Raw genomic sequence first — 16,580 nt, forward strand, 5'->3', positions numbered from 1 at the left:
GTTACTGTATTCCCGTCTAAAGGGAACAGTCATGTCCAAAACGCTGAAAAAATCGTATCAAAGCTTTAGCTTCCTGTTCATGTTGAATTGGGATGTTATGCTGAGTTTTGCCGTTACAGCGTTGGCGATGGCTGGGGCCGCCTATCTGGCGGGAATGTGATTCTCGGGAAAATCGTAGGTCTGTTGTCGCGTGGTCGTCTGCCTGACTGCTTCGATATCGCCTTTTGACAAGCTCATTCAATCCCGTTACTCAGCATTAAAGTCTCAAAATTCTGGGTAGAGCATAAAATGACTGACAGGCGAGACGCAGGCACATCCTGCGGGGGGCATATGCCGACAAACAATATTTTGTGGCAGGCGCTAACGGTTTTTTTCCTTTTTGTTGCGGTAAGTTTACTGGCGTTTCCGCATGCGGCATCGGCGCAAAACTACACAATCAACTCGTTTGATGTTGAGGGGAACCGCCGGATCGAAACCGGAACAATTATCGCTCGAACCGGAATCGAACCGGGCCAGACCGTAACGGCCGGGCAGCTTAACGATGCCTATCAGCGTTTGCTTGACAGTGGTGTATTTGAGACAGTTGAACTGACGCCGCGCGGCACGACTCTGGTCATTCAGGTCCAGGAATATCCAACGATCAACCAGATCAGCATCGAAGGGAACGCTCGCGTCAAAGACGACGTTCTTCTGGACGTGATCTCGTCGCAACCCCGCCGGGTCTTTACGCCACAGGCGGCCGAAGCAGACGCCGACACCATTGCCGAAGTGTATTCCGCCCAGGGTCGCGTCGCGGCAACCGTTATTCCTCGCATTATCCGTCGCAGCGACAACCGGGTTGATCTGGTCTTTGAAGTGGCAGAAGGCACGACCATTGAGGTCGAGCGCGTCAGCTTTGTCGGCAACCGCGCCTATTCGGACCGGAGGCTGCGCCGGGTTCTGGAAACCAAGCAGGCAACCTTCCTGCGGACGTTCTTCCGTAACGACACGTTTATCGGCGACCGCATTGAATTCGACAAACAGGTCATTCGCGATTTCTACCTGTCGCGGGGCTATATCGATTTCCGTGTGAACAGCGCCAACGTTGAATTCACCCGCGAACGGGATGCGTTCTTTCTGGTGATGAACGTCACCGAAGGCCAAAAGTTCTCGTTTGGAAAGATCACGACGGTTAGTGAAATTCCCGGCGTTGATGCAGCGCCTTATCAGGATGTGCTGAAAATCAAACCGGGCGTGACGTATACGCCGACGCTGGTGGAAAACTCGATCGCGCGGCAGGAACGCCTTGGGTTGAAACAGGGTGTAGATTTCCTGCGGGTTGAACCGCGTGTGACGCGCAATGACCGTGATCTTACCCTGGACATTGAATTTGTTCTGACGAAAGGTCCGCGGATTTTTGTTGAACGGATCGATATCGAAGGCAACACCACCACGCTGGACCGTGTGATCCGCCGCCAGTTTGACACTGTAGAAGGTGACCCGTTCAACCCACGTGAAATCCGTCAGGCCGCGGAACGCATCAATGCGCTTGGGTTCTTTGCAGTTGCGGAGGTCGAGCCTCGGGAAGGGTCGTCACCCAGCCAGGTCATTCTCGATGTGGATGTCGAGGAACAGCCTACAGGTTCGCTGAGCCTTGGCGGCAGCTATTCGGTCACAGACGGCTTCGGGATTGCAATCGGCCTGAACGAGGCAAACTTCCTTGGACGTGGTCAGAATCTTGGTGTTTCGATCTCGACGGCACAGGATTCAGAACAGTACACGATTAACTTTACCGAACCCTATTTGCTGGGCCGAAAGCTGCGTTTCGATCTTGGACTGGGACTGTCGGCAACCAATTCCGGCTTTGCCAGCTACGACACGAGCTCGTTGTTCTTCACACCTCAGCTGACCTATGCAATCGGTGAACTGTCCGCTCTTCGTCTGCGCTATGGCTGGGACCGCAGCGAGATGACGCAACAAAGCAATCAGACCAATGGCGCAGTGATCGCATCCGAGATCGCACAAGGCAAACGGACGTCCAGTTCACTGGGACTGTCCTACATTTATGACAGCCGGATTGGTGGTCTGGACCCGAATTCTGGTGTTCTGTTCGAGGTGGGCGTCGACGCGGCAGGCCTTGGTGGTGATAACAAGTATTTCAAAACCACTGCGCGCGGTATCGCCCAAACGCGGGTCTGGAATGAAGAAGTGGTACTACGGGCCACATTGGAGCTGGGTGCGTTGAATTGGAGTGGAAATGACTTCAGCCGCACCGTCGACCGTTTTGTGTTGGGGCCTCGTACTTTCCGCGGTTTTGAGCCTGCGGGTCTTGGCCCGCGTGATTTGTCCAATGGTCAGGACGATGCCATCGGCGGCAACTATTACTGGGTCGCGCGTTTTGAAACCGATTTCCCCTTGGGTCTGCCCGAGGAACTGGGCCTGCGGGGCGGTCTGTTCTATGACGTTGGAAACCTTTACAACATCAACGATGTGAACACCGCAGGGGCAAATATCGTTGGCGCAGACGGGTCCATTCGTCACGTTATCGGTATCTCGGTCTTGTGGGAAACGCCGTTTGGACCTTTGCAGTTCAACTTCTCGAAGGCTCTGAAAAAGGAAACGTTCGACAAGGAACAGAACTTTGACCTGACCATTCAGGCCCGGTTCTGATCTGCGATGACGAACAGGTTCTTTACCTTGATACAGGGCCCGCTTTGGGCCCTGTGTGCATTTATGATGCTGTTTCAGGCCCCTTCGGCTGATGCGCAGCAGCTAGGTGTTCCGCAAGCCAGCGTGGTTACGTTGTCCGGTGAGCAGCTGTTCAAGAATTCCGCATTTGGGCAACGTGTGTTGCGCGAGATCGAAAAAGAAAGCGCAATGCTTGCGGAAGAAAATGAACGGATTGTCGCGGAACTCAGCCGAGAAGAAAAAGACCTGACCGAAAAGCGTGCGACCATGCCAGCGGAGGAGTTTCGCCCGCTGGCCGAAGCGTTCGATGTCAAGGTTCAGTCCCATCGAGACGGACAAAGGGCAAAGCTGGACGCGCTGGCACGTCGCAGCGAGGAAGCGCAGCAAACGTTTTTTGAAATTGTTCGCCCGATCCTTGTTGATTTGCTACGCGAATTCGGGGCCAGCGTGATCATCGAACGCTCCAATGTCGTTGTAAGCACGTCAGATATCACCGAGGCCGCGATAATCCGCGTGAACACGGCAATTGGCGATGGCAGCGGGTTGCAAAAGGACACAAGCGAATAGGTTCGCTTGCCCTTGCGAGGCTGTATTGCTAACCACGCTGAAAAAGAAACATTCAGAACGGGATACCTGAATCATGACAACGGAACCCAAAAGCGCCGATATTCAGTTGATCCAAAGGATCCTGCCGCATCGTTATCCGTTTTTGCTGGTCGACAAGGTGGTGGACATCTCTGGCTATCAATCAGCCCGAGGTATCAAGAACGTCACCATGAACGAGCCGCATTTCCAGGGCCACTTCCCGGGAACACCGATCATGCCGGGTGTTACCATCGTCGAGGCGATGGCGCAGACAGCAGGCGTAATGCTGGGCGTGGGTATGGATGTCATCGACACCGAGTTGCTGATCTATTTCATGAGCATCGACAAATGCAAATTCCGCAGGAAAGTTGTTCCTGGCGACGTCCTGGAAATGCATGTCGAAACGGTTCGCGGCAAGAAAGGTGGCAAGCTTTTCAAATTCAACGGCCGCGCAACTGTTGATGGTGAAGTGGCCGCCGAGGCAGAATTCTCGGCCTATGTCGATTGGGATATGGAAAAAACAACATGAGCCGTATCCACCCCAGCGCGATTATCGAAGACGGGGCGCAGATCGGGCAGGATTGCGTCATCGGTCCTTTTAGCTATGTGGGCGCCAATGTAAAACTGGCTGATCGGGTCGAACTGAAGTCTCATGTCGTTGTGACCGGTGACACATCGATTGGCGAAGACACCGTGATCTTTAATTTTTCGGTGATCGGTGAGATTCCGCAGGACCTGAAATTTGGCGGTGAAAACACGCGCCTTGAAATCGGTCAGCGCAACCGCATTCGCGAGCACGTGACGATCAATACCGGGACCGAAGGTGGCGGCGGTGTAACCCGGATCGGGGATGATTGCCTGCTGATGGCAGGTGTTCATGTGGCCCATGACGTGCAGATCGGCAACCGGGTTATCATGGTGAACCACGCAGGGGCAGCTGGTCACTGCATCGTCGAGGATGATGTGATCGTCGGTGGCATTTCGGGCCTGCACCAGTGGGTGCGTGTTGGTCGCGGGGCGATCATCGGTGCGCTCACCATGGTGCCAAAGGACGTCATTCCCTACGGTTTGGTACAAGCCTCCCGGGGTGAGCTTGAAGGTCTGAACCTCGTGGGTCTCAAGCGTAAAGGTGTTTCGCGCGAAGACATCTCGGCGTTGCGTGCCGCGTTCAAGGAGCTGTCTGAAGGCGATGGAACATTCATGGATCGCGCCTACCGTCTTGGTCAGGGTAACGACAGCGACTATGTGCAGCGGATCGTTGATTTTGTCACCGGACACAGCGATCGGTCGTTCCTGACACCGAGGAAATAGGAACATGCTTGCGTTGATTGCGGGAACCGGGGCACTGCCGACCGAATTGGTTGCCCAACTGGCGGAACGTCCGCTGATCTGCGCGATGGAAGGGTTCCTGCCGGATGATCTGGTCGCAGATATCGTGTTTCCGCTTGAACAGCTTGGCAGTTTTATTGCCGGGCTTCAGGCGAAGGGCGTGACCGAGATTTGTATGGCCGGCGCAGTTCGGCGCCCGAAGGTTGATCCTAAACGTATTGACGCGGCGACGATGCCATTGGTTCCGGTGATCCAGCAGGCCATGCTGTCGGGTGATGACGGAGCATTGCGGGCTGTCATTGGCCTGTTGGAAGGCGCAGGATTGCGGGTGTGCGCCGCGCATGAAATCGCCCCTGGCCTGTTGCCGCCTTTGGGCTGTCTGACTGATGTGCACCCATCCGAGAGTGATATGGCAGATGCAGACCGCGCTGCCGGAATTCTGCGGGCCATGGGGGCTGTGGATATTGGTCAGGCCTGTGCAGTCTCAAAAGGGCAGGTGTTGGCAATCGAAGGCATCTTTGGAACCGCCTGGATGCTTCAATCCCTGACGCAACGCCCGGACGCGGGGGGCGGCATACTGTTCAAAGGCCCAAAGCCCGATCAAGATCGGCGTGCTGATCTGCCGGCCATCGGGCCAGATACCGTCACGGATGCGGTCGCGGCAGGCTTGTCTGGCATCGTTCTGGAAAAGGGCGGTGTGTTGGTTTTGGACAAAGAACAGGTCATCGCCGAATGTAACCGCCTTGGGCTGTTCCTGTATATTCGCGAGCGGGCGGTCTGATGCGCGTCTTTCTGGTCGCCGGTGAACCTTCGGGCGACCGGCTGGGCGGCGCGTTGATGGAGGGGCTGAAAACACTGATCCCCGATATTGAATTCGACGGCGTGGGCGGACCATTGATGGCGGCTCAGGGGCTGACCAGCCGGTTTCCGATGTCGGAACTTTCGGTGATGGGTTTGATCGAGGTTCTGCCGAAGTTTTTCCACCTCAAGCGTCGAATCTCGGAGACCGCGCAAGCAGTGTTGGACACGCGGCCGGACGTTCTGATCACCATCGACAGCCCCGATTTCAGCCTGCGTGTCGCCAAAATCGTCAAAGTCGCCAGTGATATCCGCACCGTGCATTACGTCGCGCCCAGTGTCTGGGCCTGGCGTCCGGGGCGAGCGGACAAAATGGCAAAGGTCATCGACCATGTGCTGGCACTGCTTCCGTTCGAGCCGCCATACATGGAGCGGGCAGGGATGGAGTGCGACTTTGTCGGCCACCCTGTTGCCGGCGAACCGACGGCAACACAGGCCGAGATTGCGGCCTTCCGGAGCAAGTACGACCTAGGGGATGTACCAGTCCTGCTGGCTCTGCCCGGATCGCGCCGGGGTGAGATCGAACGTCTGGCAGACACGTTCGGTGAGGCATTGCGGCTGTTTTTGACGGACCATCCCAGTTATCGTGTCGTGGTTCCAACCGTGGGTGCGACAACTGACCTGGTCAACGCTCTGACGCAAAGCTGGCCGGGCGCACCAATAGTGCTCGACCCGCGAAAAATGGGGGCCGGGCAAGCCACGGTCGAAAAACGCGCGGCTTTTGGCACGGCATGTATCGCGCTGGCCGCTTCGGGTACGGTTTCTTTGGAACTGGCGGCGCAGAATACACCTATGGTGATCGCCTACAAACTCAATTGGCTGACCCAGAAAATGGCCGAACGCATGGTCAAGCTGGACACTGTTACATTGGTCAATCTGGTATCTGAAACACGCGCCGTGCCTGAATGCCTGCTGAACGATTGCCAGCCAGACAAGATCGCCAAAGCCCTGCATGATGTGACCAATGCCCCTGACGCTCAGCAACTCGCGATGAACCTGACAATGGAACGGTTGGGGCGCGGAGGAGAAGCACCGGGGTTGCGGGCGGCACGAGCTGTGCTGGACAGAATGCAGATTGAGCATGCTTGATCACACGCTGTTCGCCGCTTCAGCCGGGGTTGCCATGATATCCACCAATCTGGACAATCTGGCCGTCCTACTGGGTTTGATATTGGTGATTGAGCAACGCCGCGCCATCATTGGCTTTGCCGTCGCGCAGACAATTGTTCTGACATTGGCCATGACTGTCGCATTGGGTGTTGACCAGAGCGGCGCACCGTTTTGGATCGGGTTTCTGGGTCTTGTACCACTGGCCTTTGGTTTGCGCGGAATCTGGCGGCAGTTTTTCGGGGCCAATTCTGAAGGAACCGAGGTAAAAGGGGCCGTAACATCGGTGGTTACCCTGTTCCTGAGCCTGTCGATTGACAGTTTCGCAGTCATGACACCGCTATTGGCGGAGTCTGCCCCTTCATACCGTGTTGCCGCCTTGATCGGCGCAGCACTGGCCGCTTCAGTTCTGGTCGTAGTTGCCGCCTGGGGCGCACCTCGGGCCAAAAGCCTTGGGCCACGCGTCGCCCGTATGGATCGGATCGCCCCATATATCATGGTCTGCGTCGGGCTTTACATCCTCTTCAATTCGCCCACGGATGCCCTGTAACAGGCCTGTTTCGGCATTCCGTCTCGGGTTTGTTATCCGAGACCGTCTGTTGCAGCGGTGCGGACTTAAGATATCCTCGCTGAAAAGGAGATTTCATCATGACCCGCATCCCCCCTTTGTCAGACCCTGAGATGGCAGACGAGACACGCGCGTCACATGCGGCTTTGGGTGCTTATGGCCCGTTCGACAATTGGGCCCGGGTTGCCGCACATTGTCCACCGGTTCTGGAACATGTCGCGGGCATGTTGACGGCGTTGCGGGAACAGCAAACCTTGCCGCGTCGTGCGCTGGAACTGGCCATGGTGACGGTTTCCAAATTGAACGCCTGTGACTACTGCGTCTCGCATCATACTCCGCTGTTGACGGTTGCAGGTCTCAGCCCCGAAGGCGCGGCGCGCCTGCCAGATGTCGAAAACCACCCCGAACTGGACGCGTGCGACAAGGCTGTCGTGCGATACACCGAGGCGGTGACGACACGTTCAGGCCGCATGCGCGACGCTGAGGTTTCCAACCTACGGGACTGGTTCAGCGATGCCCAGATTGTCGAGTTAACCTGGCGCATCGCATTGTGCGGTGCATTCAACCGGTTCAACGATGCGCTTCAGATCCAGATCGAACCCGAGGTTGAACCCGTTTCAGCCTAGTACCCGCGCCAGATCCAGCCGCCGCCAAAGATGCGGCTGCCTTCCGAGGCATAGAAGACGCAGGCCTGACCGGGCGAGATGCCTTCTTCGGGTGTCAGCAATTCCACCTCAGCAGTGGTGTCGGACAGCGGTCGAATAATGGCCTCGCGCGGGGGGCGGGTCGAACGGACCTTGACTGACAGGTGCCATTCTTCGCGCGATGTGAAGGCTTCATCGCCCAGCCAGTTGATCTCACGCACGGGAACGACACGCGTTGCCAGCATCTCTTTGGGGCCGACAACGACCTGTTTTTTGTCCACGTCCAGCTTGACCACATAAAGCGGCTCGCTCAGGCCGCCGATGCCCAAGCCGCGCCTTTGGCCGATCGTGTAATGGATCACCCCGTTATGCTGTGCCAGAACGCGGCCATCGGCATGAACAATCTCACCCGGTTCCGCAGCACCGGGGCGCAGCTTTTCAATGACGCTGGCATAATTGCCGTCGGGCACAAAGCAGATGTCCTGACTGTCGGGTTTGTCCGCCACAGACAACCCATATTGAGTCGCCATTTCGCGGGTCGCGTCTTTTGAGGGCAAATGACCCAACGGGAAGCGCAGGAAATCAAGCTGTTCGGGCGTTGTCGAGAACAGGAAATAGGATTGGTCCCGGTTGGCATCTTCGGCGCTGTGCAGTTCCGGGCCGTTTGGCCCCATCTTGCGTTGGATATAGTGCCCGGTGGCCATACAGTCGGCCTCAAGATCCTTGGCGGTTTCCAGAAGGTCCTTGAATTTTACGCGCTCGTTGCAGCGAATGCAGGGGACGGGTGTTGCGCCTGCCAGATAGCTTTCCGCAAATTCATCGATCACCGCGTCCTTGAAGATGTTTTCATAGTCCAGAACATAATGGGGAAATCCACGCTCTTCCGCTACGCGGCGCGCATCGTGGATATCGATCCCGGCACAGCACGCCCCTTTCTTGGCCAAAGCCGCGCCATGGTCATAGAGTTGCAGTGTCACCCCCACCACATCATAGCCCTGATCGGCCAAGTAAGCCGCGACGACGGAGCTATCGACGCCCCCTGACATGGCCACAACCACCCGCGTTTCCGAGGGCGGTTTGGCAAAGCCAAGCGAGTTCAGCGGGGTCTCGGTGTCGAGGGCCATTGGCGGTTCCTGTCCGGGTTAAGAAAGACCGGCAGAATATAGGAAAATTCTACACACTCTCAAGGGGCGGTTTCATACGACCTTAAGTAGGCTGGTGCCAGCTTTGATGCAGCAAAAAGGGTAAAGCGATGTATTTGCACAAAGTGGAAGGGCCAAGGTCTGTTTCTCTGCCGGATGGATCCATACTGACGCGCGCCGATCTGCCGCCGACAAGCACTAGGCGGTGGGTGGCCTCACGCAAGATTCTGGTCGTGCGTGGGGTGCTTTACGGGCTGATCAGCCTGTCTGAGGCAAAACAGAAATACGGCATAAGTGACGAAGAGTTCAACGGCTGGGTTTCCCTGGTCGCGGAACACGGTGTCGAGGCTTTAAAAGCCACGGCCTTAAAAAAGTATCGACAACCTAAAGGTGAGCGGGAATAAATGATTCAACGGTAACGTCAGATTAACCATTCTTGGTCAGGTTTAATTTTAATTGGAATTATTGACCCGAATTGGAGCAGTGAAAATGCGTATACTTCTTGTCGAGGATGATCCGACCACGTCTAAAAGCATCGAACTGATGCTGACGCATGCGAACCTAAACGTTTATGCAACGGATCTTGGCGAAGAAGGTATCGATCTGGCAAAGCTCTACGATTACGACCTGATCTTGCTGGACCTGAACCTGCCGGACATGAACGGGCATGAAGTGTTGCGCCAGCTACGGATTGCCCGTGTGGAAACACCGATCCTGATCCTTTCGGGCGCAGATGATACGGACAGCAAGATCAAAGGTTTCGGGTTTGGCGCGGATGACTATCTGACCAAACCCTTCCACCGCGAAGAACTGGTGGCCCGCATTCATGCCATCATCCGCCGGTCGAAAGGGCATTCGCAGTCCATCATCCACACAGGTCGCGTGGCTGTAAATCTGGACGCCAAGACCGTTGAGGTGGACGGAAAAACCGTGCACCTGACAGGAAAAGAATACCAGATGCTGGAATTGCTCAGCTTGCGTAAGGGTACGACTCTGACCAAGGAAATGTTTCTGAATCACTTATACGGCGGCATGGATGAACCCGAGCTGAAAATCATCGACGTCTTCATCTGCAAACTGCGCAAAAAGCTCAGCAACGCAACGGGTGGCGAGAATTATATCGAAACCGTTTGGGGGCGGGGCTACGTGTTGCGCGACCCGCAAAGCAACACTCTGGACGAGACGCGAATGGCGGTCGGCCTCTGATTTGAACCGTTTGTGTTGCTGGTGGTCCAGGGCGGCACATTGCACTCACGGCTCAGCACATCTGGACCTGGCCATGACCTCGCCCTATCACTGAGGTCCAAGAACGCGTGACAGGGCGAGGCCATGAGCAAATCCACTCCCATATCAAACCTGACCGATGATGAGGCGCGTGCCGAACTGGCGCGGTTGGCGGACATCCTGTCCCGAGCCAACACGCTGTATCACGCAGAAGATGCGCCCGAGTTGTCGGATGCGGATTATGATGCCCTCAAACGCAGAAACGCCGAGATCGAGGCGCGTTTTCCCCACCTGAAACGTGCTGACAGCCCGACAGACCAAGTCGGGGCCAAACCGGCGGACGGGTTTTCAAAACTTACTCATGCCGTCCGAATGATGTCACTGGGAAATGCGTTCGACGATGGGGACATTGCCGATTTCGACGCCTCGATTCGCAAATATCTGGGCTTTGATGCAGGCGCGCCGCTGGCTTTCACAGCTGAACCCAAGATTGACGGCCTGTCTTTGTCCTTGCGATATGAGAACGGACAGCTGGTTCAGGCCGCAACGCGGGGCGACGGTGAAGTTGGCGAGAACGTAACGGCCAACGCCTGTACTGTCTCTGATATTCCACAGCAGATTGAAAACGCGCTCGAAATTCTTGAGGTCCGGGGCGAGATTTACATGTCTCACTCTGATTTCGAAGCGTTGAATGAGCGGCAGGCTGAACGGGGGGGCAAACCCTTTGCCAACCCGCGCAATGCGGCGGCAGGGTCACTGCGCCAGCTGGATTCGGAAGTTACCCGATCCCGCCCATTGCGCTTCTTCGCCTATGCCTGGGGTGAACTGTCAGAGCCTTTGGCGGATACCCAGATGGGAGCGATTGAGCGTCTTGCGACGCTTGGGTTCCCCACGAATTCCTTGACGCGCCTATGTGCCACGACTGAGGACATGATCGCTCATTACCGGGATATCGAAGCGCAGCGTGCGACTTTGGGGTATGATATCGATGGGGTCGTCTACAAGGTAAACGATCTGTCATTGCAGGCGCGTTTGGGTTTCCGTTCGACGACGCCAAGATGGGCAATCGCACATAAGTTCCCAGCCGAACTGGCCTGGACCAGATTGGAGGCGATTGACATTCAGGTTGGTCGTACAGGGGCGCTCAGCCCTGTGGCACGGTTGCATCCTGTAACGGTTGGCGGGGTGGTCGTCTCCAATGCCACTTTGCACAACGAGGATTATATCGCTGGGCGCGACGCCAAAGGCGGCACGATCCGTGATGGAAAAGATATCCGAGTGGGCGATTGGGTTCAGGTCTATCGCGCGGGCGACGTGATCCCCAAACTGTCGGATGTCGACTTGTCCAAACGCCCCGCCGATGCACGCCCCTTTGCCTTTCCGACACATTGCCCCGAATGCGAGAGCGATGCGATCCGCGAAGAAGGCGACGCGGTTCGACGGTGCACCGGCGGCCTGATCTGTCCTGCGCAGGCCGTTGAAAAGCTGAAACATTTCGTGTCGCGCAAAGCCTTTGATATAGAAGGGCTGGGTGCAAAACAGATTGAAATGTTCTATGGGGATCCAACCCTTCCGATCAATGCGCCAGCTGATATCTTCACGCTGGAACAGCGGGACGCAGCCAGTCTGACGCGGTTGAAAAACCGGGACGGGTGGGGCGAAACATCCGCCAGGAACCTGTTCGAAGCCATTGATGAAAAGCGGAAAATTCCTTTTGCGCGCTTGTTGTTTGCACTGGGCATTCGACATGTGGGCGAAGTCGGTGCGCGCGATCTGGCACTGTATTATCGTGATTGGGATGCGATGGCGCTCGCGTTGGACACTGCACGACCGGCTGCACTGGCGCAACGGCGGGCGGATGAGGCGGAAGACGCAGAGCGTGCGGCAGCGCAGCTTGAAGGGCGTCGCGCACGCGTGAAAGAAGTGCGGGACGCAGCCATCGCGGAGGCCAATGTCGCAGCCGATGCCAATGCCGCCTGGGCAGAGCTGATTGGCATCGACGGAATTGGCGCAACGCTTGGCCTTTCACTGTCGGACGCATTTGCCAATGAAGAGGAACGACGGGCTTTCGACACGCTGCGCAGCGAATTGACGGTTATCGCCCCCGACGCGCCAGCCTCGGACAGTCCGGTCGCGGGTAAAACCGTAGTGTTCACCGGAACGCTGGAAAAATTGACCCGCGCCGAAGCCAAAGCGCGGGCCGAGGCGTTGGGCGCCAAGGTTTCCGGATCTGTCAGCAAGAAAACCGATATTCTGGTCGCGGGTCCCGGGGCCGGGTCAAAGGCGAAAAAGGCAGCGGAACTTGGGATCGAAACTTTGGACGAGGATGGCTGGCTTCAGCTGATAGAAGGCGCATGAGCGGACGGCCCGAACAGCTTTTCCCGCTATTTGCGGGGCTGGAAACGTTGGATGGCGTCGGCCCCAAGACAGCGCAGGCCATGGCGCAGACCGGGGTGGAATCCCCGCGCGATGTTCTGTTCAGCCTGCCTTATGCCGTGGTGGATCGGCGCAGGCGGGATTCAATACAGGGGGTGAACCTGCCGGCCACTCTGACCGTGGAAGTGACAGTTGGCCCGCACAGACCGCCCCGCAGCAAGGGGGGTGCCTATCGCGTTCATGTCGAAGACAGTCAGGCCGATTTCCAGCTGGTCTTCTTCCACGCACGTGGTGAGTATCTGAAGAAAGTGTTGCCACAAGGATCACGCCGCGTGGTTTCCGGCAAGTTGGAACTGTTCGACGGTATGGCGCAGATGGTGCATCCGGACCACATGCTGCCCGTTGAACAAGCAGGAGATATCCCGGAATTCGAACCGGTTTACCACCTGACGCAAGGGCTGACGCAGAAAACAGCGTTCAAGGCCAGCCGCAGCGCATTGGCACGCGCACCCGAACTTGAGGAATGGATCGATCCGGCGCAGGTGTCGCAGCAAAACTGGCCGAACTGGTCCGCGGCCATTCACGCCGGTCACAATCCGCGCGGCGCGGATGATGTAGCGCCGTTTGCCCCTGCACGTCAGAGGTTGGCGTATGACGAGTTGTTTGCGCATCAGCTGACGCTCGCTCTGGCCCGGCAGCGAGAGCGCAAGTCGCGGGGAATCGTCAGCGTGGGAACCGGGGTACTGCAATCGAAAGTGCTGGCAAGCCTTCCATATCGCCCGACCGGCGCACAAACGCGCGCCATTGATGAGATTTCGGCTGATATGGCATCTGACGCCCGAATGAACCGGCTGTTACAGGGCGACGTCGGCGCCGGTAAGACGCTGGTGGCCTTCATGGCCCTTCTGATCGTGGTTGAGGCAGGCGGGCAGGGCGTGATGATGGCCCCGACCGAAATTCTGGCGCGCCAGCATCTGGAAGGATTGCGCCCCCTGGCGGAGCAAGCCGGAGTGGTTCTGGAACTGCTCACCGGGCGTGACAAGGGCGCGGAGCGGCGTGCCAAGCTTGAGGCGCTTAAACAAGGCGATATTCACATACTGGTTGGCACACATGCAGTGTTTCAAAGCGATGTTGAATTCCAGGCGCTGAGATTGGCCATCGTCGACGAACAGCACCGGTTTGGCGTTCGGCAGAGGATGGAGTTGTCGGAAAAAGGCAAGGGGGCCGATGTTCTGGTAATGACCGCCACTCCGATCCCACGTAGTCTTGCGCTGGCGCAATATGGCGACATGGATGTTTCGGTGCTGGATGAAAAGCCTCCGGGGCGAAAACCGATCAAAACGGCGATTGTCAACACACAGCGCATGGACGAAGTCATCGCCCACCTGCGGCGAGCGATTGATGAAGGGCGACAGTGTTACTGGGTGTGCCCTCTGGTCGACGAATCCGAAGTTTCAGACCTGACAGCGGCCGAGGAACGCTTCAAACGCCTGCGGGCCATTTTGGGTGAGGGCGTTGTGGGGCTGGTTCATGGTCAGATGCCACCCGCCGACAAAGACGCCGCGATGAGCGCATTTCAGAATGGGCAAACAAAGGTCCTTGTTGCCACGACGGTGATCGAGGTCGGCGTGAACGTACCCAACGCAACGATCATGGTCATTGAACGGGCCGAGATCTTTGGGCTGGCGCAATTGCACCAGTTGCGGGGGCGCGTCGGGCGCGGGGATGCGGAATCCACCTGTTTGCTGATGTATCAACCACCGCTCAGCGAGGGAGGGCGCAAGCGGCTGGAGGTTCTGCGCGAGACAGAGGATGGCTTCCGAATCTCGGAAACTGACCTTGAGATGCGAGGCGCGGGCGATCTGATCGGGACTGCGCAATCCGGTTTGCCAAAATTCCATATCGCGGACCTGGAACGTCAGGCAGGATTGATGGCTGTCGCCCAATCCGATGCGCGGGCGCTGCTGACGACCGATCCAAAACTGACCACCGACAGGGGACAGGCCGCGCGTGTTCTGCTTTGGTTGATGAAGCAGGATCAGGCGATCCGTTTGATTTCAGTGGGTTAGCTGTAACGTTCCCTAAAGTTCACAAATGTTCTCAAAAAGTTCTTTACCTGCGTTTAGAAATATGAGAACAAAAGGTCAACAAAGGATTAAAACTCTGACCGGAGGTGACCCTATGCTGACCCAGATCAAGACCGCTTTCAGCCGCGCGCAATCGACTATCCTACAGGATGCCGTTGGCGTGGTATCTTTGGTCGTGATGCTGATGGTGGCCCTTCACCTGCCGGTTGGTTTCTAAGCCTTTCTGCCTGCGATCTCGTGCCGAAAAATCCGCACTGTCATCCCCATTTCAGTCAAGGGTGACCTGCCTGTCCCAAACCCCTTGAGGGGCCATGCCTCGGCCCCGCGCGGTACACCGGACCCCACGCGAGACACGCAATACCTGCCGCCGCCTTTTCGCCCGGAAAGCGCGGCGGCTTTTTTTACAATTGGCCGGTTTTGAAGATTTCCAACAGCGCGGACAGGACTGAGTTGGCAGCAACCGAGGCCAAGATCATGCCCATGACACGGCTGATGATTGCCGCGCCTGAATGACCGATCAGCCGAATGATGGGCTCGGCCAATAGCATCAGCACAAACGCAACCAGCAATACAGAAAGCATGACAAGCGCTGTGATACCCTGATCTGCGATACTGTAGCGGTGGTTGTCCGTCAGGATAACGATTGCCAGCATTGCACCGGGCGATGCCAGTGAAGGCACGGCAAGCGGGAAGATCGCCGGGTTCTGCTGGTGATACGCGTCTTCACGGTCTTCTTCGGCTTGCCTTTGTTCAACCTCTTGTTTGCTCTCACCAAAGATCATCGTCAGGGCAAAAAGAAACAGGATAATACCGCCAGCGACCTGAAACGAATTCAGCCCGATATCCAGCGCTTCAATCAGCACCTGACCAAATACTAGGAAGAACAGCAATACGGCAGCACTTATCACGGCTGCTAACAGCGCTGTCCGCCGCCGGCCTGCCGCGTCCAATCCGGCCGTAACGGCAATAAAAACGGGAATTGTTCCAATCGGGTCGATAACGACCCAAAGCGTCACGAAATGCTCGAGCAAATTATTCAAACCCATCCCTCCTGAAATCTGTGCTGAGGGTAAACGGGTTTACGCCAAATAGCTATAATCAGGCACAGTTTGCCTGTTCAGCCTGCGCCATAGCCTCAGCCGCGGCATCCAGAACCAGCAGGATCGACGCGTGGCGGTTCTTATAATCCCGTGCGGGCATAAGCACCTCAAGGCCGTCAAACGGCGCATCAGGTGCGGGGCCACCAGTCTTGAGCATGGCCGCCAACTGATCGCGCGCAGCTTCGACCTGCACCCGCGACGCACCAATTATTGCATCTCCGACGACCGAGGCGGACGCTTGCCCCAAAGCACAGGCCTTGACGTCCTGACCAAAGGCACTGATCTGACCGTCGCGAACCTTGATGTCCACAGTTACAGTCGATCCGCATAAAGGCGAGCGTTTCTTAACAGTTGCATCGGGATCTTCCAGTCGCTCAAGATGCGGAATATCCGCAGCCAGCGCCAGAATGCGCCCGGAGTACAGTTTAATCAGGTCGTTCTCGCCGCTCATGGCTTTCCCTCGTCGTGTGTTACCCATACATAGTGGCCAGCCCACCGGTTGCAAAAGGTTTTTGAGATGTCTGACCCAGTCGTGTTTGATCCCTCTACTTTGAGATTTAATGAGGCGGGTCTGATCCCGGCGATTGCGCAGGATGAAACATCAGGCGAGGTTCTGATGATGGCCTGGATGAATGTACAGGCGGTTGAAAAGACCCTCGAAACCGGGCGGGTGACCTATTGGTCACGCTCGCGGCAGGCTTTCTGGATCAAGGGCGAAACCTCGGGCCATGTGCAGGAATTGGTGGATTTCCGGATCGATTGCGACCGGGACTGTCTACTGGTTCTCGTCCGTCAAACCGGAGCAGCCTGTCATACCAACCGACGAACCTGTTTTTTTACCGCCGTTCGGGGTGGGGTGGAAACTGAACTGATGGCGCCAATGGAATAGGGGG

At 56.8% G+C, this 16,580-nt stretch carries 18 protein-coding genes; 15 read left to right on the top strand and 3 right to left on the bottom strand.

Going from position 1 to position 16,580, the window contains the following annotated elements; all coding sequences use genetic code 11:
- The first annotated feature begins 31 nt into the window (after window positions 1–31).
- The 9 genes from ACR0BZ_RS04095 to ACR0BZ_RS04135 all read left to right on the top strand — a co-directional run bounded on the left by ACR0BZ_RS04095 (window position 32) and on the right by ACR0BZ_RS04135 (window position 7,740).
- Window positions 32–160: a hypothetical protein gene (locus ACR0BZ_RS04095; RefSeq protein ID WP_267364732.1), complete on the top strand. Its 129-nt coding sequence runs from the start codon at window positions 32–34 to the stop codon at window positions 158–160.
- A 128-nt stretch (window positions 161–288) separates the two neighbouring features.
- Window positions 289–2,649, top strand: coding sequence for an outer membrane protein assembly factor BamA (bamA, locus tag ACR0BZ_RS04100; protein ID WP_480545594.1), 2,361 nt, complete (start codon window positions 289–291; stop codon window positions 2,647–2,649).
- 6 nt (window positions 2,650–2,655) lie between these two features.
- A complete protein-coding gene (locus ACR0BZ_RS04105; protein WP_480616718.1) occupies window positions 2,656–3,234 on the top strand; it encodes an OmpH/Skp family outer membrane protein in 579 nt (192 codons plus the stop codon).
- A 73-nt stretch (window positions 3,235–3,307) separates the two neighbouring features.
- Window positions 3,308–3,781 carry a 3-hydroxyacyl-ACP dehydratase FabZ gene (gene fabZ / locus ACR0BZ_RS04110; RefSeq protein WP_267364735.1) on the top strand — a complete coding sequence of 158 codons (474 nt, stop codon included), beginning with the start codon at window positions 3,308–3,310 and terminating at the stop codon, window positions 3,779–3,781.
- Window positions 3,778–4,563 (top strand): acyl-ACP--UDP-N-acetylglucosamine O-acyltransferase, encoded by a 786-nt coding sequence (lpxA, locus tag ACR0BZ_RS04115; protein ID WP_480564843.1) that lies wholly within the window; start codon window positions 3,778–3,780, stop codon window positions 4,561–4,563. Before fabZ ends, lpxA begins: the two co-directional genes overlap by 4 nt.
- A 4-nt stretch (window positions 4,564–4,567) precedes the next feature.
- Window positions 4,568–5,362, top strand: coding sequence for an LpxI family protein (locus ACR0BZ_RS04120; RefSeq protein ID WP_480558440.1), 795 nt, complete (start codon window positions 4,568–4,570; stop codon window positions 5,360–5,362).
- Window positions 5,362–6,528, top strand: coding sequence for a lipid-A-disaccharide synthase (gene lpxB, locus ACR0BZ_RS04125; RefSeq protein WP_480919527.1), 1,167 nt, complete (start codon window positions 5,362–5,364; stop codon window positions 6,526–6,528). Before ACR0BZ_RS04120 ends, lpxB begins: the two co-directional genes overlap by 1 nt.
- Window positions 6,521–7,096 (top strand): hypothetical protein, encoded by a 576-nt coding sequence (locus tag ACR0BZ_RS04130; protein ID WP_267364740.1) that lies wholly within the window; start codon window positions 6,521–6,523, stop codon window positions 7,094–7,096. Before lpxB ends, ACR0BZ_RS04130 begins: the two co-directional genes overlap by 8 nt.
- 98 nt (window positions 7,097–7,194) lie before the next feature.
- Window positions 7,195–7,740 carry a carboxymuconolactone decarboxylase family protein gene (locus ACR0BZ_RS04135; protein WP_480919528.1) on the top strand — a complete coding sequence of 182 codons (546 nt, stop codon included), beginning with the start codon at window positions 7,195–7,197 and terminating at the stop codon, window positions 7,738–7,740.
- Here ACR0BZ_RS04135 and mnmA read toward each other — a convergent pair.
- The gene (gene mnmA, locus ACR0BZ_RS04140; protein WP_480919529.1) at window positions 7,737–8,882 is read right to left on the bottom strand and encodes a tRNA 2-thiouridine(34) synthase MnmA; all 1,146 of its coding nucleotides are present in this window, start codon (window positions 8,880–8,882) and stop codon (window positions 7,737–7,739) included. The genes ACR0BZ_RS04135 and mnmA overlap by 4 nt on opposite strands.
- Before the next feature lie 128 nt (window positions 8,883–9,010).
- Here mnmA and sciP point away from each other — a divergent pair, with 128 nt between their 5' ends.
- From sciP to ACR0BZ_RS04165, 5 genes are all read left to right on the top strand, one after another.
- Entirely contained in the window at window positions 9,011–9,304 is a 294-nt protein-coding gene (gene sciP / locus ACR0BZ_RS04145) for a CtrA inhibitor SciP (RefSeq protein ID WP_267364743.1), read from the top strand.
- An 85-nt stretch (window positions 9,305–9,389) separates the two neighbouring features.
- On the top strand, window positions 9,390–10,106 hold the full coding sequence (ctrA, locus tag ACR0BZ_RS04150) for a response regulator transcription factor CtrA (protein ID WP_267364745.1): 717 nt from the start codon (window positions 9,390–9,392) through the stop codon (window positions 10,104–10,106).
- Between the two features lie 123 nt (window positions 10,107–10,229).
- Window positions 10,230–12,482, top strand: coding sequence for an NAD-dependent DNA ligase LigA (ligA, locus tag ACR0BZ_RS04155; RefSeq protein WP_480919530.1), 2,253 nt, complete (start codon window positions 10,230–10,232; stop codon window positions 12,480–12,482).
- Window positions 12,479–14,569 (top strand): ATP-dependent DNA helicase RecG, encoded by a 2,091-nt coding sequence (gene recG / locus ACR0BZ_RS04160; RefSeq protein WP_480919531.1) that lies wholly within the window; start codon window positions 12,479–12,481, stop codon window positions 14,567–14,569. The genes ligA and recG overlap by 4 nt, the downstream gene beginning before the upstream one ends.
- Before the next feature lie 112 nt (window positions 14,570–14,681).
- On the top strand, window positions 14,682–14,804 hold the full coding sequence (locus ACR0BZ_RS04165) for a hypothetical protein (protein ID WP_480772677.1): 123 nt from the start codon (window positions 14,682–14,684) through the stop codon (window positions 14,802–14,804).
- A gap of 184 nt (window positions 14,805–14,988) precedes the next feature.
- On the opposite strand, the gene ACR0BZ_RS04170 is transcribed toward ACR0BZ_RS04165, so the two are convergent.
- Window positions 14,989–15,627, bottom strand: a complete 639-nt coding sequence (locus ACR0BZ_RS04170) for a MarC family protein (protein ID WP_209596212.1) — start codon at window positions 15,625–15,627, stop codon at window positions 14,989–14,991.
- Window positions 15,628–15,685: 58 nt separating this feature from the next.
- The gene (locus tag ACR0BZ_RS04175) at window positions 15,686–16,138 is read right to left on the bottom strand and encodes an iron-sulfur cluster assembly scaffold protein (RefSeq protein ID WP_480919532.1); all 453 of its coding nucleotides are present in this window, start codon (window positions 16,136–16,138) and stop codon (window positions 15,686–15,688) included.
- A gap of 48 nt (window positions 16,139–16,186) precedes the next feature.
- Between ACR0BZ_RS04175 and hisI the strand changes: the two genes are divergently transcribed.
- Window positions 16,187–16,576 (top strand): phosphoribosyl-AMP cyclohydrolase, encoded by a 390-nt coding sequence (hisI, locus tag ACR0BZ_RS04180; RefSeq protein WP_480481004.1) that lies wholly within the window; start codon window positions 16,187–16,189, stop codon window positions 16,574–16,576.
- Window positions 16,577–16,580: the final 4 nt, after the last annotated feature.

Source organism: Ruegeria sp. P8, assembly GCF_056534665.1.

Bases quoted from the DNA above. Each gene is read 5' to 3' on its own strand.
- ACR0BZ_RS04105 (WP_480616718.1), top strand. From the start codon at position 2,656: ATGACGAACAGGTTCTTTACCTTGATACAGGGCCCGCTTTGGGCCCTG.
- sciP (WP_267364743.1), top strand. From the start codon at position 9,011: ATGTATTTGCACAAAGTGGAAGGGCCAAGGTCTGTTTCTCTGCCGGAT.
- fabZ (WP_267364735.1), top strand. From the start codon at position 3,308: ATGACAACGGAACCCAAAAGCGCCGATATTCAGTTGATCCAAAGGATC.
- bamA (WP_480545594.1), top strand. From the start codon at position 289: ATGACTGACAGGCGAGACGCAGGCACATCCTGCGGGGGGCATATGCCG.
- lpxB (WP_480919527.1), top strand. From the start codon at position 5,362: ATGCGCGTCTTTCTGGTCGCCGGTGAACCTTCGGGCGACCGGCTGGGC.
- ACR0BZ_RS04095 (WP_267364732.1), top strand. From the start codon at position 32: ATGTCCAAAACGCTGAAAAAATCGTATCAAAGCTTTAGCTTCCTGTTC.
- ligA (WP_480919530.1), top strand. From the start codon at position 10,230: ATGAGCAAATCCACTCCCATATCAAACCTGACCGATGATGAGGCGCGT.
- ACR0BZ_RS04175 (WP_480919532.1), bottom strand. From the start codon at position 16,138: ATGAGCGGCGAGAACGACCTGATTAAACTGTACTCCGGGCGCATTCTG.
- mnmA (WP_480919529.1), bottom strand. From the start codon at position 8,882: ATGGCCCTCGACACCGAGACCCCGCTGAACTCGCTTGGCTTTGCCAAA.
- ACR0BZ_RS04120 (WP_480558440.1), top strand. From the start codon at position 4,568: ATGCTTGCGTTGATTGCGGGAACCGGGGCACTGCCGACCGAATTGGTT.
- recG (WP_480919531.1), top strand. From the start codon at position 12,479: ATGAGCGGACGGCCCGAACAGCTTTTCCCGCTATTTGCGGGGCTGGAA.
- ctrA (WP_267364745.1), top strand. From the start codon at position 9,390: ATGCGTATACTTCTTGTCGAGGATGATCCGACCACGTCTAAAAGCATC.
- ACR0BZ_RS04130 (WP_267364740.1), top strand. From the start codon at position 6,521: ATGCTTGATCACACGCTGTTCGCCGCTTCAGCCGGGGTTGCCATGATA.
- ACR0BZ_RS04135 (WP_480919528.1), top strand. From the start codon at position 7,195: ATGACCCGCATCCCCCCTTTGTCAGACCCTGAGATGGCAGACGAGACA.
- ACR0BZ_RS04165 (WP_480772677.1), top strand. From the start codon at position 14,682: ATGCTGACCCAGATCAAGACCGCTTTCAGCCGCGCGCAATCGACTATC.
- lpxA (WP_480564843.1), top strand. From the start codon at position 3,778: ATGAGCCGTATCCACCCCAGCGCGATTATCGAAGACGGGGCGCAGATC.